We start from the raw sequence: 14,953 nt of genomic DNA on the forward strand, positions 1-14,953 counted from the left end.
TCAGCGGTTCGGGGCCGGACGCCGGGTACCGGTCAGGCCGCAGCCGTTCAGGTAGGTGCGGGTGCTGGCGGCGATGGGCAGCGGCACCTCGGGGGCGCACGGGTACAGGTCCTGCTCGACGATCACGAACAGCTCGGCGTCCAGCCCGGCCAGCTCGGCGATCACGTCGGCGGGGTCGGGTACCCCGGCCGGCGGCGAGACGCACACGCCCCGCTTGACGGCCTCGCCGAAGCCGAGGTCCTCGGCCGCGACCTGGGCGAGGACCTCCGGGTCCATCTGCTTGATGTGGACGTAGCCGACGCGCCCGCCGAAGCGGCGGATCAGGTCGACGTTGTCACCGCCGCCGTAGGCCACGTGCCCGGTGTCCAGGCACAGGTTCGTGTACCGGCCGTCGGACTCGTTCAGCAGCCGCTCGATCTCCGGCTGGGTCTGGATGTGGCTGTCGGCGTGCGGGTGGATGACGAGGCGGATGTCGTACTCGTCGAGGAGCAGCCTGCCCAGCCGGTCGGCGGCCCTGCCGAAGCCCGCCCACTGCTCGGCGGTCAGCTCGGGCGACTCGGTGAACGCGCCGGTCTTCTCGTCCCGGTACATGGGCGGGATGAGGACCAGGTGGTGGGCGCCCGCGGCCTGGGTCAGCGTGGCGACCTGCCGGACGTGGGCGAGCATCTCGTCCCAGGCCTCGGGGCGGTGCAGCGCGCCGAACGCGGTGCCGCCGGAGACCTTGAGCCCGCGAGCGTCGAGCTCTTCCCGCAGCCGCTCGGGGTCGGTGGGGAGGTAGCCGTAGGGGCCGAGTTCGAACCACTCGTAGCCGGCCTGCTTCAGCTCGTCGAGGAAGCGGGTGTACGGCACCTGGTGCTCGTCCTCGGGGAACCAGATGCCCCAGGAGTCGGGGGCCGAGCCGAGGCACAGGTTGCCGGCGGTGGTGCGGATGGCGGATGGCGCCGTTGCCATGGCGTGTCCTTCGGGGGAGGGGACTCTGCCGCGTGGGGCGGGTTGTCGCGCTCTACTAGCGCGCTCTAGTGCGAGTACGATGACCTCTGTCCGAATGTCATGTCAATACCTTGTTGCCGGGGGATTTCCGGGAGCTTCCGGGGACAGGCCCTAGGGTGGGCTTCGTCGAAGGGTGGGTGCACAGGTGGATGCAGCGCGCAGACAGCGGCCGACGATGGCCGACGTCGCCGACCGGGCGGGGGTCTCCCGGGCGCTGGTCTCGATCGTGTTCCGCAACCAGCCGGGTGCGAGCCAGGAGACCCGCGAGCGGGTGCTGCGGGTCGCCGACGAGATCGGCTACCGCCCCGACAGCGCGGCCCGGTTGCTGGCCCGGGGCCGCAGCCGCACCCTCGGTGTGATGTTCACCGTCCACCAGACCTTCCACACCGATCTCATCGAGAGCATCTACCCGGAGGCCGAACGGCTCGGCTACGACGTGCTGCTCTCCGCCGCCGCCCAGGGCCGCAGCGAGGAGAAGGCGGTCGAGGCGCTGCTCGGCCACCGCTGCGAGGCGCTGATCCTGCTCGGCCCGGACGCGGACCCCGCCTACCTGGACGAACTCGGCCGGCGCGCCGTGACCGTGTCGGTCAGCCGCCGGGTGCCGCGGGCCCGGGTGGACTTCGTGCACAGCGCGGAGAGCAAGGGTGTCCGGCAGGCCATGGACTACCTGGTCGAGCTCGGCCACCGCAGGATCGTGCACATCGACGGCGGCCGGGGTCCGGGATCCGCCGAGCGGCGGCGCTCCTACCGGGCAGCGATGCGCCGGCACGGACTGGAGCCGGAGATCAGGGTGATACCCGGTGCGCACACCGAGCAGTCCGGCATCGAGACCGGGCGGCTGCTGCTCGCCGAACGCGACCGCGGCCTGCCGCTGCCGACGGCGGTGCTGGCGGGCAACGACCGTTGCGCGATGGGCGTGCTGATGGCGATGACCCGAGGCGGTGTCGAGGTGCCGGGGGACCTCTCCGTGGTCGGCTTCGACGACAGCCATCTCTCCCACCTCATGCCGGTCGGCCTCACCACCGTCCGCCAGGACGCGCGGCTGATGGCCGAGTACGCGGTGCGGTTCGCCGTGGAGCGGCTGGAGGAGCCCGAACTGGAGCCCCGGGAAGCGGTGCTGGACCCGAAGCTGGTGGTGCGGGGCACGAGCGGGCCGCCCCCCGCAGGGGACGGCCCGCTCGCCCGCTGATCGCCGACCGAACGTCAGCGGGTCCCGTTGGCGGCGAACTTGGCGATGGAGTCGGCGTTGTCCTTGGTGACGAACGCGGGGCCGGTCAGGACGGGGGCGGTGCCGCCGCCGCTGTAGTTGCCGTTGTTCTTGTAGAGCCACAGGGAGTCGACGGCGAGGTAGCCCTGGAGGTAGGGCTGCTGGTCGACCGCGAACTCGACGGAGCCGTTCTGGACGGCGGACACCAGGTCCTTGTTGAGGTCGAAGGTGGCGACCTTGGCCTTGCTGCCGGCGTCCTTGACGGACTGGATGGCGGTCAGGGCGATCGGGGCGCCCAGCGTGACGACCTGGTCGATCGAGGAGTCCTGCTGGAGCTTGGCCGTGATGGTGGACTTGACCGAGGGCATGTCGGTGCCGTTGACGTAGATCTTGTCGGTCTTGCCCTTGAAGCCCTTGGCCAGGCCCGCGCAGCGGGCTTCGAGGGCGACCTGGCCCTGGGCCTGCACGACGCACAGGGCGTGCTTGGCGCCCAGCTGGTTGAGGCGCTGGCCGAAGGCCTCGCCCGCGATGTTCTCGTCCTGGCCGAAGTACTCGAGCATGCCGAGCTTCTTCCAGGCGTCCAGCCCGGAGTTGAAGCCGACGACCGGGATGTTCGCGGCCTTGGCCTTGGTCACCACCGCCTTCAGGGCGTCGGGCGTGGCCGCGGTCAGGGCGATGCCGTCGACCTTCTGGTCGATCGCGTTCTGCACCAGGTTGGCCTGGTTGGCGGCGCTCGGGTCGGCGGAGTAGACCAGCTTGATGTTGTCCTTGGCGGCGGCCGCGGCGGCGCCCTTGCGGATCAGGTCCCAGAAGGTGTCGCCGGGCTGGGCGTGGGTGATCATGGCCACCGTCATGCGGGGCGTGGACGCCTTGCCGGCGGACGCGGCGCCGCCGCTGTCCTGGGACTTCTTGCCGCCGGAGCTGCTGGAGCAGCCCGTGGCGAGCAGGACGCCCGCGAGAACGGTCGCGGCCATGGCGGCGGCTCGGTGGTTTCTGTGCATGTCCCTTGCACCTCGCTGTGCGGTCTGGGTCGGCTCTGGAGAGCGGGAAGAGCCGGCGATGAAACGGGGAAGGCGGGGGCTCCGGCGCCGGACTGACGGTCGATGAGTCAGGGATCACCACCGCCGTCGCGACGGCGACAGCGGTGGCCCGCCGACGGTGGGGGCTCGGCACCGGTGGCCGACCGGGTGCCTCGCACAGGCGGGGGTGGAGCTCCGTGCCGACGGCCAGAGGGTGCGGCCGACGACGGCTGGTTCTGTGCTAGAGCGCTTTATTAGCGCGCTCTAGTGACACGTACTATGGGGCGGCCTCCAGGGGATGTCAATCACTTTGTCATGACGTTCCAACAAATCCCGAAGGCCGTCCGTGTGGATCGCCGGCGGCCTGGCAGCGGGGCGCCCGGAGGGCGGACGGCGATGTGCCGGACGGTGCGCGCGACCACTGGTGTGCCGTGCCGCTCCGGGGCGGCGGGGCTCCGTAGTGTGGAGCCATGGGCGACGGCACGGTGACGCTGTTCCTGTGCGGGGACGTGATGCTCGGGCGCGGTGTCGACCAGATCCTCGCGCGGCCCGGTGATCCGGCGCTGCGGGAGGACTACGGCGGGGACGCCCGGTCCTACGTTCGCCTGGCGGAGTCGGCGGGCGGCCCGATCCCCGCTCCCGTCGCCCCGTGCTGGCCGTGGGGCGAGGCGCTGCGGCTGCTGGAGGAGGCCGCGCCGGACGCGAGGGTGCTGAATCTGGAGACGTCGGTGACGCGCAGCGACGCGTTCGCACCGGGGAAAGCGGTCCACTACCGCATGCACCCGGACAACCTGCCCGCACTCACCGTCGCCCGGCCCGATGTCTGTGTCCTGGCCAACAACCACGTGCTCGACTTCGGCCGCACCGGCCTGACGGAGACGCTCGACTCGCTGGACCGTGCCGGGCTGCGGACGGCGGGCGCCGGCCGCGACGCCCCGGAGGCGTACGCGCCGGCCGCGGTTCCCCTCCGCGACGGCCGCCGCCTCCTGGTCTTCGCCCTGGGGGCGGGGTCCAGCGGCATCCCGGCCGACTGGGCGGCGACCGGGCACCGGCCCGGTGTCGCATACGTTCCCGACTTGTCGGCCTCCTCGGCCGCGGAGGTGGTCACGGCCGTGCGCCGGGCGCGGGGCGCCGGCGACCTCGTGGTGGTGTCCGTGCACTGGGGCTCCAACTGGGGCTACCTCGTCCCCCGGAACCAGGTCCGCTTCGCACACGCCCTCGTGGACGGCGGCGTGGACGTCGTCCACGGACACTCCTCTCACCATCCCCGCCCCGTCGAGCTGTACCGGGGGAGGCTGATCCTGTACGGCTGCGGCGACTTCATCGACGACTACGAGGGGATCACCGGCTACGAGGAGTATCGCGACGACCTCCGTCTCGCCCACCTCGTCACGCTGGCCTCGGACACCGGCCGGCTCGTCGGCCTGCGGATGGTGCCGTTCCAGGTCCGGCGGCTGCGACTGGAGCCCGCCACGGCCGAGGACCGAGGCTGGCTGTGCCACACTCTCGACCGGATCAGCCGGGGTGTGCACATCACCCTGGCGCCCGACGGCGCCCTGACCCTGGGCGGCGGGGAGTCGAGCGTGTGACGGCTCAGCTCGGCGGCGGGTGGAGGATCGACATCAGCGCGTCGCCCAAGAAGGTCACGCCGGGGCCGGAGCGTCCTGTTCCCCCGTGGACGAGGTCGTGGCTTCGGCCGGCGTCCACGAGTGCGCCGGCGAGGATCCCGTGTGCGGTGGTCGTGGAGTGGCTGGAACTCGTGTAGACGCGGGACAACTGCGCGATGACCCCGGCCACGGCGGGGTCCGGGACGTCGTCCTCGTACTCGATGTGCCGTGCCAGCTGCCCGCACGCCCGTCGGACGCCCTCGGGAGGGCCCTGCACTTCCAGATCGAGGGCCCTCCCGGCCCGCCAGACCTCGTGGATGACCTGGCCGATCAGGCCCCGTAAGCGATACCGATCGTTCCGGTCGCAGAGCACGCGGGCCCACTCGGCCGCTGTCCAAGCGGCCAGGCTGACCTTTCCGGCATGGATCTGCTGGAGCGGCTCGCTGAGGTACTGGTCTCTTCCGCAGCGCTGCGCGGCAACGAGCACCTGGTCGAACATGACGTATCTGTCGTCGAGTTCGACGCGGTCGTCGACGGCACAGGTGTGGACCGTGGTGGCGAGGACCCGGGCGGCGTCCTGGAACGCGCCGGACGCGGCCCGTGCCCGGCGTGGCCAGTTCGCGATCTCGGAAGCCGTCGGCACCTGACGCAGCAGGGCTGCGGCGCGACCGTCCGAGCCGTATACGGAGCTCATGGTGCCTCCTTGGTCAACGCCGGGTGATGCCGGGCAGGATCGCGTCACCCAGCAGGCCGGGGAGTTCGCGCATGTCCTGGAAGAGGCGGGTTCCGGGCCCTTCGAGTCGCTCGGCCGTGTTCACCCCGCCGGTGTAGCCGAAGGTGCGCATTCCGGCCGTGCGGGCACCTTCGAGGCCGAAGGGGCTGTCCTCGATGACCACGCAGTGCTGCGGAGGGACGCCCATCCGTGCCGCGGCGTGCAGGTGGAGGTCGGGGGCGGGCTTGGGACGGGCCACGTCGTCCGCGCTGAACATCCGCCCGGTGAACAGGGCCAGCAGGCCGGCCCGGCCCAGGGAGCGGGTCATCTTGTAGTGGCTGCCGTTGGAGGCGACGCAGTAGGGGACGGCGAGGTGCTTGATGACGTCCCTGACGCCGTCCACGGCGGTGAGTTCCTTGTCGATCAGGTCCCAGTAGGCCTGTTCGAAGGGGTCCTGCCAGTCGTCGGGCAGGGGGCGGCCGAGATGGTGCTCGATCTGCTCGCGCATGTACTGCCTGGAGTGGCCGACGAAGCGCTGGGCGATGTCCTGGGGGGTCAGGGGCCAGCCGAGCTCGGTGATCAGCGCGGAGTCGACGCGTACGGCCAGGCGTTCGCTGTCGACCAGGACCCCGTCACAGTCGAAGATGACCAGTTCGGTCGGGGAGTTCATGAAATGCCGGTCCAAGAAGGTGAGTTGGCCAATATGGTTGCGGTCGGCGACACCGGAGGGGTCGCGGTGCGGAGGGCGGAGGCACGATGGGCACCTGGTCGGTGGAGATAGCGGTCGCCTCGCCGGTCGTATCCGACGATTCGGTTCAGGCCGTCCGCGGGGCGCTGAAGGACATCCGGGGCGACCTGGCGGGTCTTCCGGCCGTCTCCGGCGGGGTGGACCGGGTGGCGGACGCCTCCGTGCCCGGCCGCCAGGGCGGCGAGTTGCTCCGGTTCGCCCTGGAGATGGCTCCCGGGACGCTGGACGTGGTGCTCATGGTCGTCCGTGCGCGGCGGGAGGCCCGCTCGCGCGACGCGTCGGTTCCCCTGGAGACCTCCGTGCGGGTCACCGATCCGGACGGTGTGGTGCGCGAGACGGTGCTGCGGGGCGAGAGCGAGGACGTGGTGCGCGCCCTGCGTGAGCTGCGGGGCGCGCCGGACGGCGATGACGCGGAGGCCGACCGGGAGGAGTGAGGGGGCGGGCGGGCTCACGCGCCTGCCTGCTGCTCCAGGGCGGCGATCTCCTCGGCGGTGCGCAGGGTGTTCGGGTGCTCGTGCCCGATGGCGGCCCGCTGGTCGCGCAGCAGGTCGCGCAGGTTGGCCAGGGCGCCCGCGGAATCTCCCTGTGCGGCCTGCCATTTGGCCTGGTTGAAGCGGGTGCGCAGGGTGTCCTGGTGGTGCGGGCCCAGGACGGATTGCTGCAGCGGCAGGAGTTGTTCGGCGAGTTGGCGGGCGCGTGCCGGATCGCCGGCCGCGCCGGTGAAGTCGATGATGTTGTTGACGGTGCGCATCGTGTCGGGGTGGGAGGCCCCGAGGGTGCGGGTACGGCGTTCGCGTGTTTCCTCGAGGACGCGGATGGCGTCGTCGTAGCGGCCCATGACGCCGGTCCACCGGCCGAGGTTGTTCAGGGTGCGCAGGGTGTCGGGGTGGTCGGGGCCCAGGACGCGGATGCGCGCGGGCATGAGGTCGGTGAGGATCCGGATGGCTTCGGCCGGATCGCCGTTGACGCCGCTCCACAGGCCGATGCCGTGCCGGGTGCGCAGGGTGTCGGGGTGGTCCTCGCCGAGGCCCTCGACCTGCTGCTGCAACAGGTCGCGCAGGAGCGCGAGGGTCCGCTCGGGACGTCCGGCCTCCCCGTTCCAGTAGGCGATGCTGTAGCGGGTGCGCAGGGTTTCGCGGTGCAGCGGGCCGAGACGGCGGATCTGCAGCGGGAGCAGCGCCTCGAACTCCTCGACCGCCTGGGCGGGGTAGCCGGATTCGCCGGTCCAGCGGGCCAGGCTGTTGCGGCACGACAGCGTCTCGGCGTGCTCTTCGCCCAGGTGCTCGCGGCAGTCCCGCAGGACCTCGCGGATCTGGTCCATCGCCGCTCTGGGGGCGCCGGCCAGCCCGGTCCAGCTTCCCAGGGCGTGCCGGGCCTCCAGGGTGAGTTCGCTGTGCGGGCCCTGGGCCGCGCCGAGGCGCGGCACCAGGTCCTGGAGGAGGTCGCGGGCCTCCGAGGCGTGACCGGAGACGCCCCGGGTGAGTGCCGCGTCCAGTTCCACGCGCATGGAGAGGGTGTCGTCGGTGCCCAGGGCGTGGGTGACGTCGGGCAGGAGCTGGGTGTAGAGCCGGGTGGCGGACGCGAACAGGCCGCAGCGGCTGGTCCAGGACGCGAGTTCGCGCCTGGCCCGCAGGCTGCGCAGGTCGGCGGGGCCCAAGGTGTCGGTGATGGTGCGGGTCCAGCGCTCCCAGCGGAGCCGGTTCTCTCCGGCCAGCGCCGCCGGACGGCCGATCAGCACGTCGATGGCGCCGTCGGGGTCTCCCGCCTCCCACCGGTGGGTGGCTTCGCTGCGCTCCGCGTAGGCGCGCACCGGATCATCGCCGCTGTTCCTGCCCTCGGCCATGGGAGCGAGCTTAGCCAGGGCGTCGGCGATTGCCGAGTGGGCACGGACGGCGCTCGGAAGCACCGGGGTCCCCGAGCGTTGCAGGTGCTGGATGAAGGTCGGGTGGATGGCGGTGAGCTGCTCGCTCTCGGTGCCCGGCTCGACGCGCTCCACCAGGTGGTGCAGCGCGACCAGGGCCGTGCGCACGCCGGCGACGGTCGCCGGACCGTCCAGGTTCCGGGACGCGGCGCACAGCACCGCCAGCGGGACCAGGACGCTCTCGCCGCCGTAGGCCAGCACGGCCAGGACCGCGGCCAGGTGCCGGTCGGCGTCCTCGCGCCGCTCGCGGCGGTACTCGCCGAGGGCGCGGGCCAGAAGCCGGTCGTAGAGCTCCTCGCGGGTGGTGGGCAGCCCCGTGTCACGGTCGGTCTCGCGTTCGGGGCGGCCGCTGAGCTCGTTGCACAGCAGGGTGACGATCAGCCAGTTGCCCTCCGCGATCCGCACGATGTCGGTGACCCGGTCGGTGGGAATGTTCCTGCGCTCCGCGTACCGGCGCACCTGGCGCTCCGTGGACGGTGGCACCGTGACACAGGCGAAGCCGGCCGGGACGATGGCGGGGTAGCCGTACTCGGGCCGGTGACGGACCGACACCACCGTGCGCACGTGGCCGTAGCGGTCCGCGTCGCCGAGTTCGGTGATGCATGCCGTCACCGCCGTCTCGGCCTCGGCGGGCAGCTGGTCCAGCGCGTCGACGACCAGGAGGACCTCCACCTCGCCGGGAAGGTGCCGCAACGGCCCGGTGAGCCAGCGCTCGGTGGCCGGCAGCGCTTCCACCTCGTCCTGCGGCATGGTCTGCAGGAAGGATTCCTCCGCTTCGAGGAAGGCCTCGCGGGCCGACATGTACAGCTGCTCGTTGATCTCCCTTGCGAACTCCTCCGGCGTCGTGTCGGCCGCGATCGGGAAGAACGCCACCGCCTGACGGGGCAACGACCGGTCCGGGTTCGGGCCCGCCCGGCCCGGATCGATGCGGTCGATCGCCGTCATCTGCAGCGTGGCGCTCTTCCCGGAGCCGCTCGCCCCCAGTACGGCCACCCTGCGGTGCTCCCGCACGGACCGCGCCACCGGATCGTGGCCCTCGGGGCGCTGGTAGCGGCGGTGGATCTCGTGCAGACCGCCCTGCCGGCGGGTGACCCGGGCGACCAGGTCCGCCACCAGGCCCTTGCGGCTCGCACGATTCGCGCTGATCCACAGACCCGCGTCGTCGCTCTCGTCGTGGACGAAGTGGTGCGGGAACTGGTCCTCCCACTGCGGGATGTGGCGCTGGAAGTCCGACGCCCTCAGGTACCGGCCCGCGTCGTCGATACCGGACTCCAGGTACCCGCCCACCACCCGGCTGAAGCGCGCCTTCCAACCCGCCTCGTAGCTGGTGGCGGTGGACACCGAGATCCGCTTCATCGGCATCGACCACCTGCGCTCACCGGCCAGCCGTCCCGACTCGCAGGTGTCGATGACCAGGATCACGCCGTCCGAGCCGGGGAACTCGTCGTGGAGGGCGCGCAGTCGGGCGCCCAGCGGGTATCCCCGGGCCGGCAGTTCCGTCAGGCTCACAGGGTGATCGGCCGGGATGAAGTGGTACAGGTCGTCGTCGAAGTCCGAGGACCCGTGCCCGATCAGGTACAGCACCAGCGTGGCACCGGCGAGCGAGGCGGCCGCGAAGGCCTCCCGGATCCGCTCCTCCAGGACCTCCTTGGTCGGGTCCAGCAGTATCCGCAGCCCCGCGACCGCGGGCTCGCAGGCCCCCAGGACCGGGTCGTACAGGGCGTCCGCGATGACCTCGGCGGCCTCGTGCAGGTACGCCTGATCATCTTCGTACGCGAGCCATCGCGCACTGACCACCAGCCCCACACGCCCTGACCGGCCCACGGCACCCCCCAGGCGGCAACGACCCGAACCGCAGCGACAGCAAGCGACTGTAACGGACGGTGCAGGCGCGTGTACTCCCTTTCGAACCGGTCTGCCGCACACCACGAAGCCCGGTCGTGCAGCCCGTCACCGTGTGCTGCACACCATCCGCGGAGCCGCTCTGCCGTCGGTGCCCTGCGCGGACCCGGCGTCCTGCACCCGCTGCCCATCCTGGAGAAGGCGCGGGATGCCCGGGTCCTGGCCCGCGGCGACCCCGGCGATGGTCTGCAGGACGGCCTCGTAGAAGGCGTCCCGTACGGCGGGCGCCATGACGTCCGAGGCGTCCAGGCAGCGCGGGCCCGTCCGGAGCCGCTCGGAGATCTCGTGTTCGACCGCGCCGTGCTCCGGTCTCACCTGACGTTTCGCCGAGAAGACGTCCAGGTCGGCCCACTTCTGCCGGCCCTCCTTGGAGGCCAGCTTCTGGATCAGCGCCTTGGCCTGGGAGCGGCTGCTGAACAGCGCCGCGAAGTCGCCGGACCGGCCACCGGCCACCGCACCCGCTCGATGCCGGGTGCGGCGGCGTCCGTGGTACGGACGGACGGGACAGGTGAGAGTTCCGCGTCACCCGGATGGCGCAGTCGCCCGGCGGACCCGGACGGGCGGGCGGCACCGTAGAGGTACCGGGGGCGCGAGGGCACACGGACGGCGACTGAGGTGGTTCGCGTGGCGGACGAGACGGCCGGGACGACGACGAACGTGAACGGAACCGCTGCCACCGGTCCGAGGACCTGCCTGGTGACAGGGGCCAGCGGTTACATCGGCGGGCGGCTGGTGCCGGAGCTGCTGGACGCCGGGTACCGGGTGCGCTGCCTGGCGCGCACGCCCGGGAAGCTGCGTGACCAGCCGTGGGCCGGGCGGGTGGAGGTCGTACCGGGCGATGTCACCGACCCGGACTCGGTGGCTGCGGCGCTGGCGGGCGTCGATGTCGCCTACTACCTGGTGCACGCGCTCGGCGCCGGACGCGACTTCGAGCGCACCGACCGGCAGGCGGCCCGGGTCTTCGGCGAGCAGGCCCGCAGGGCCGGCGTCGGCCGCCTGATCTACCTGGGCGGGCTGACCCCGGCCGACGTGCCCGAGCGGGAACTGTCGCCGCACCTGCGCTCCCGCGCCGAAGTGGGGCGTATCCTCCTCGGCTCGGGCGTGCCGACGGCCGTACTCCGGGCCGCTGTCATCATCGGTTCCGGCTCGGCCAGCTTCGAGATGCTGCGCTACCTGACCGAGCGGTTGCCGGTGATGGTCACACCGCGCTGGGTGCACACCCGCATCCAGCCGATCGCCGTACGGGACGTGCTGCGCGTCCTGGTGGGGTGCGCCGGCCTGCCGTCCGACGTCAGCCGCACCTTCGACATCGGCGGCCCCGAGGTGCTCACCTACCTCGAGATGATGCAGCGGTACGCCGCCGTCGCCGGGCTGCCCCGGCGGCTCATCGTGCCCGTCCCGGTGCTCACGCCCGGCCTGTCCAGTCAGTGGGTCGGCCTGGTGACCCCCGTGCCGGCCGCCATCGCCCGCCCGCTGACGGAGTCGCTGCGGTACGAGGTGGTGTGCCGGGAACAGGACATCGGGCGGTACGTGACCAGCCCGCCGGGTCACCCGGTCGGTTTCGACCGCGCCGTCGCCCTCGCGCTGCAGCGCGTGCGGGACGCCCAGGTCGTCACCCGCTGGTCCTCCGCCGCCGTGCCGGGCGCTCCCAGCGACCCGCTGCCCACCGACCCGGAGTGGGCCGGCGGCAGTCTCTACACCGACGTGCGCGAACGCCACGCCGAGGTGGCTCCCGGCGCACTCTGGGAGGTGGTCGAGGGCATCGGCGGCGAGAACGGCTGGTACTCCTTCCCGCTGGCCTGGGCGGTACGCGGCTGGCTCGACCGCCTCGCCGGCGGGGTGGGCCTGCGCCGGGGGCGACGTGACGCGCGGCGGCTGCGGGTCGGCGATTCGCTGGACTTCTGGCGGGTGGAGGAGATCGAGCGCGGGCGGCTGCTGCGGCTGCGCGCCGAGATGCGGCTGCCCGGCCTGGCCTGGCTGGAGATGTACGTCGACGAGGAGGGCGCCGGTGGCGCGCGCTACCGGCAGCGAGCGCTGTTCCACCCGCGGGGACTGCTCGGCCAGCTCTACTGGTGGAGCGTGTCGCCCTTTCACGCGGTCGTCTTCGGCGGCATGGCCCGCAACATCGTCCGCGCCGCCGAACGCGGGCAGAAGCCGCGCACCGCCCTCTGACCTCGCCCCGCACCGCAGGCCCGAAGGTGGTCGACTGCAACGCGTCGAAGGCGCCGCCGGTCAATTTCTCGAAGGCGCGTACCGGAGGCGCCGCCGCCTCCCCTCCCGTCCCACATGAATGCGGGTCAGCAGGGCGGCGGCCTCTCGTGGGGCACTCAGATGTCGCGGAAAGGACCGGCGAGCCCTGAGAACGGCCCCCAGCACCGGGTTCAGGAAGCCCGCCACGAACCCACTGACGGCGAACACGGCCAGTACCGCCCCCATCGGTGCGTCGGAGGCGAGAATCAGCCGCGACTCCTGCGCGTCGTCACCGACGGGTGGGCACTTACCGCCTTTGCGGGTCCCCCGAGCGAGCCACCCGGCTGTCCTCTCCCGGGGGACGCAGCCCCCGCCCCAGGACGCTAGGCTCACAGTGCAAGACTGTCCGGCCCGCGGCGCCGTGTGGTGTTCGATACCGAACAGGTCGTAGCGAACGGGCGGGCGGGTAGCGGACCACGGCCCGGTCCTCATGCCGCTCAGCGCCGGACCTACGGGATCGTGGATGATGATGACGGAAGACCAAGCGGCGCGTGAACCGTCGGGCTCGGCATCCCCCGCGCCAACGGCGCGTGCGCAGGACAGGGGCCCCTCCGCACGCGTGAACCCGGTGGCCGTCGCAGCCGCACGGCTCCGCGTGCTGTCGCGGTGGTGGGGATCACGCTCTGCCGCCACCAGGGACCGCGGAGTCGCGCTTGTCTTCACGGTGCTGTCGTTCGCGGCGCCGCTGTCGCGGCTCGGGGCGCAGTTCGGCGGCCTTCCCACCCACGGCACCTCGGTCGCGAGTGTGCTGCTGACCCTGGGGCAGACCCTGCCGCTTGCGGTGCGCACCCGGTGGCCGGCCGCCTGCCTCGCGGTGGTGGGGCCCTCGTTCGCGGTGCACGAGTGCCTGGGCTACCCGCCGACCTTCGGCAGCCTGGGGGTGTACATCGCGCTGTACTCCGTGGGTGCCCACCAGGACCGCCTCCGGCGGGTCGTACCGCTGGCGGCGACGGGCGGCTACGTGGTCTTCGGCGTCGTGCTGCATGTGCTGGGCTCGCCCGACGGACTGACCGACTACCTGCTCTATTACATGGTCCTGGCGGTGGTGTGGGGCCTGGGTGTCCAGGTCCGCGGGCGGCGGGCGCAGGAGGCCGAGCATCGGCGCCTGTCGGTGCAGGTGGCCATCGCGACGGAACGCAGCCGCCTGGCCCGGGAACTGCACGACGTGGTGACCCACCATGTGACCGCGATGGTGGTGCAGGCAGGTGCAGCACAGTACCTGACCGAGTCGCCGGACCGCCTCCACGAGTCCCTCGACGCCATCAACGGCACCGGCCGTCGCGCGCTGGCCGAACTCCGGTTCCTGCTCGGCGTGCTGGAGGCGACCGGTGATTCGGTGCCCCGGGAGCGGACGCCGCTGCCGGGCCGGGTGCCTGATCTGGTGGAGCAGACACGAGCGGGCGGCCAGCCGATCGAACTGGTCGAGGACGGAGAGCAGCCGGGCATGGCCGTAGGTGCCCAACTCACGGCGTATCGCGTCGTGCAGGAATCCCTGACGAACGCCGTGAAGTACGCCGCGGGTCGGCGGACGCTGGTACGGCTCGCGCACACCTCCGACTGGACGGACGTCGAGGTCACCACCGCGGGGACGGCCGACGGCGCTCCCGCGTCCGCCGCCCCGCCGGGCGGCGGCCCGCAGGTCTCGGGCGGCCGGGGCCTGACCGGGCTGCGGGAACGGGTGGAGATGCTGGGGGGCGAGTTCGCGGCGGGGCCCTGCCCGGATGGCGGGTTCCGCGTGCACGCACGCATCCCCGCGGGAGGTGCCGTGTGAGTGTTCCGCCCGCTGCGATCAGGGTGCTGGTGTGCGAGGACCAGGCCCTCGTGCGTGCCGGCTTCGTCACTATCTTCTCCGCCCAGCCCGACATGGAGGTCGTGGGCGAGGCCGTCGACGGCCGAGCGGCGATCCACAGCGCGCAGGAGCTGAAGCCGGACGTCGTCGTCATGGACATCCGCATGCCCGTGCTCGACGGAATCGAGGCCACCCGGCGCCTGGCCGGGCCGGACTCCGCCAGCCCCGCCAGGATCCTCGTCGTGACGACCTTCAACGTCGACGAGTACGTGTACGAGGCCCTGCGCGCCGGCGCCAGCGGCTTCATTCTCAAGGACGCCCCACCGCCCGAACTGATCAATGCGGTACGCGTCGTCGCCCGCGGCGAGTCCCTCCTGGCCCCCGCCGTGACCCGCACCCTGATCGGCCGCTTCGCCGAACGCGTACGCCCCTCCGCCGCCCACGCGTCCCCCGAGCGCGAGCGCCTCAAGGTCCTCACCCCCCGCGAGCACGAGGTCCTCCTCCTCATCAGCGAGGGCCTGTCAAACGCCGAAATCGCCACCGAGTTGGTCATCAGCCACGAGACCGTGAAGACCTACGTCTCGCGCATCCTCACCAAACTGGACCTCCGCGACCGCGTCCAGGCGGTGGTCCTGGCCTACCGGGCGGGGTTGGCAGGGGGCGGCAACCGAGCCTGACGGCCCTGAGATGCCGGCCGGGGCGGGCAAGCGCGGCCACGGCCGCGCTCCTCCCCGACCGACCGCCCCGCCGAGGCGGTGTTCCGGACTCATGGACTGGCTGCCCGATCAGCGTGCTCCCCGCCCTGCGC

12 protein-coding genes are annotated in these 14,953 nt (G+C 72.2%); 6 read left to right on the forward strand and 6 right to left on the reverse strand.

The window, feature by feature from the left end; genetic code table 11:
- Entirely contained in the window at positions 1-951 is a 951-nt protein-coding gene (locus ACFY0P_RS20705) for a TIM barrel protein (protein WP_388914821.1), read from the reverse strand.
- Positions 952-1,165: 214 nt separating this feature from the next.
- Here ACFY0P_RS20705 and ACFY0P_RS20710 point away from each other — a divergent pair, with 214 nt between their 5' ends.
- Entirely contained in the window at positions 1,166-2,179 is a 1,014-nt protein-coding gene (locus tag ACFY0P_RS20710; protein WP_388915380.1) for a LacI family DNA-binding transcriptional regulator, read from the forward strand.
- A gap of 14 nt (positions 2,180-2,193) precedes the next feature.
- Here the strand turns inward: ACFY0P_RS20710 and ACFY0P_RS20715 are convergent, their stop codons facing one another.
- Positions 2,194-3,198 (reverse strand): substrate-binding domain-containing protein, encoded by a 1,005-nt coding sequence (locus tag ACFY0P_RS20715; RefSeq protein ID WP_388914824.1) that lies wholly within the window; start codon positions 3,196-3,198, stop codon positions 2,194-2,196.
- Positions 3,199-3,686: 488 nt separating this feature from the next.
- Between ACFY0P_RS20715 and ACFY0P_RS20720 the strand changes: the two genes are divergently transcribed.
- Positions 3,687-4,805, forward strand: a complete 1,119-nt coding sequence (locus tag ACFY0P_RS20720; RefSeq protein WP_388914827.1) for a CapA family protein — start codon at positions 3,687-3,689, stop codon at positions 4,803-4,805.
- 4 nt (positions 4,806-4,809) lie between these two features.
- On the opposite strand, the gene ACFY0P_RS20725 is transcribed toward ACFY0P_RS20720, so the two are convergent.
- Both ACFY0P_RS20725 and ACFY0P_RS20730 read right to left on the reverse strand, forming a co-directional pair.
- On the reverse strand, positions 4,810-5,517 hold the full coding sequence (locus ACFY0P_RS20725) for a hypothetical protein (RefSeq protein WP_388914830.1): 708 nt from the start codon (positions 5,515-5,517) through the stop codon (positions 4,810-4,812).
- Positions 5,518-5,530: 13 nt separating this feature from the next.
- The gene (locus ACFY0P_RS20730; protein WP_388914833.1) at positions 5,531-6,205 is read right to left on the reverse strand and encodes an HAD family hydrolase; all 675 of its coding nucleotides are present in this window, start codon (positions 6,203-6,205) and stop codon (positions 5,531-5,533) included.
- Between the two features lie 86 nt (positions 6,206-6,291).
- Between ACFY0P_RS20730 and ACFY0P_RS20735 the strand changes: the two genes are divergently transcribed.
- Positions 6,292-6,717: a hypothetical protein gene (locus tag ACFY0P_RS20735; protein ID WP_388914836.1), complete on the forward strand. Its 426-nt coding sequence runs from the start codon at positions 6,292-6,294 to the stop codon at positions 6,715-6,717.
- A gap of 14 nt (positions 6,718-6,731) precedes the next feature.
- Here the strand turns inward: ACFY0P_RS20735 and ACFY0P_RS20740 are convergent, their stop codons facing one another.
- Together ACFY0P_RS20740 and ACFY0P_RS20745 are read right to left on the reverse strand one after the other, a co-directional pair.
- Positions 6,732-10,001, reverse strand: a complete 3,270-nt coding sequence (locus ACFY0P_RS20740; RefSeq protein ID WP_388914839.1) for a tetratricopeptide repeat protein — start codon at positions 9,999-10,001, stop codon at positions 6,732-6,734.
- Between the two features lie 153 nt (positions 10,002-10,154).
- Positions 10,155-10,559: a hypothetical protein gene (locus ACFY0P_RS20745; RefSeq protein ID WP_388914842.1), complete on the reverse strand. Its 405-nt coding sequence runs from the start codon at positions 10,557-10,559 to the stop codon at positions 10,155-10,157.
- Positions 10,560-10,763: 204 nt separating this feature from the next.
- Here ACFY0P_RS20745 and ACFY0P_RS20750 point away from each other — a divergent pair, with 204 nt between their 5' ends.
- The 3 genes from ACFY0P_RS20750 to ACFY0P_RS20760 all read left to right on the forward strand — a co-directional run bounded on the left by ACFY0P_RS20750 (position 10,764) and on the right by ACFY0P_RS20760 (position 14,822).
- Positions 10,764-12,278, forward strand: coding sequence for an SDR family oxidoreductase (locus ACFY0P_RS20750; protein ID WP_388915383.1), 1,515 nt, complete (start codon positions 10,764-10,766; stop codon positions 12,276-12,278).
- Positions 12,279-13,020: 742 nt separating this feature from the next.
- Positions 13,021-14,127 (forward strand): sensor histidine kinase, encoded by a 1,107-nt coding sequence (locus tag ACFY0P_RS20755; RefSeq protein WP_388914845.1) that lies wholly within the window; start codon positions 13,021-13,023, stop codon positions 14,125-14,127.
- Positions 14,124-14,822 carry a response regulator gene (locus tag ACFY0P_RS20760; protein ID WP_388914848.1) on the forward strand — a complete coding sequence of 233 codons (699 nt, stop codon included), beginning with the start codon at positions 14,124-14,126 and terminating at the stop codon, positions 14,820-14,822. The genes ACFY0P_RS20755 and ACFY0P_RS20760 overlap by 4 nt, the downstream gene beginning before the upstream one ends.
- Positions 14,823-14,953 lie beyond the last annotated feature (131 nt).

Source organism: Streptomyces sp. NPDC001714 (assembly GCF_042892755.1).
In the GTDB taxonomy this organism is placed as follows: Bacteria; Actinomycetota; Actinomycetes; order Streptomycetales; family Streptomycetaceae; genus Streptomyces.